Origin of the sequence: Brachyspira sp. SAP_772, assembly GCF_009755885.1 — a bacterium.
In the GTDB taxonomy this organism is placed as follows: domain Bacteria; phylum Spirochaetota; class Brachyspiria; order Brachyspirales; family Brachyspiraceae; genus Brachyspira.
Genome location: NZ_VYIX01000345.1, coordinates 1 through 548, shown reverse-complemented (window position 1 = coordinate 548; position 548 = coordinate 1). Strand labels below are relative to the sequence as shown.

At 24.8% G+C, this 548-nt stretch carries 1 protein-coding gene and 1 pseudogene; both read right to left on the bottom strand.

The annotated features are described in order from the left end of the window. A partial coding sequence (locus GQX97_RS14430; protein WP_157152371.1) for a MarR family winged helix-turn-helix transcriptional regulator occupies positions 1 to 243 on the bottom strand: 243 nt, incomplete at its 3' end. An 80-nt stretch (positions 244 to 323) separates the two neighbouring features. Continuing rightward, a pseudogene (locus tag GQX97_RS14425) lies at positions 324 to 548 on the bottom strand (MBL fold metallo-hydrolase); the annotation flags it as partial.

Sequence of the window (548 nt, the reverse complement as noted above, 5' to 3'; positions counted from 1 at the left end):
TATAAATGATTTAACTTCTAATTTATCTATCATAGCTTTTACAGTATTTTGGTCTTTATCTAGTCTTATAGATAATTCTTTTTGAGATATACCTTCTTCTTTTGCAAGTTCTTTTAATACAATTAATTGCTCTGGTGTGATATCGAAATTAATTATTTGTTTTCCTATATACTGATATATTTTTCTTGCGGTATAGCATATATCATAGCCTATGTTATTAATAATAATAAACTCCTTATACAATAAAAAATKCTATCATAATTTTTGACTATGATAGCATATAATTTATTTTTTGTTAATATCTASTATATATCTTTAATTTATTATTTAGCTCTTTCTATTAGGGAGTTCAAATATTTTTCCATTTGTGCTTTTGTCATRATAAATGGATTTGCTTCTCCTTCTTTTAGATTAGCAACTTTTTCTAAATTAGCATATCCATTATCTGCAAACAGATGTGCTGTTAATGATACTAATGCATTTCTTGCAAGAGCTTCTTTTTTGAAATACTCTGCAGACTCCTTGTATTTTACTACTAATTCTTTTTC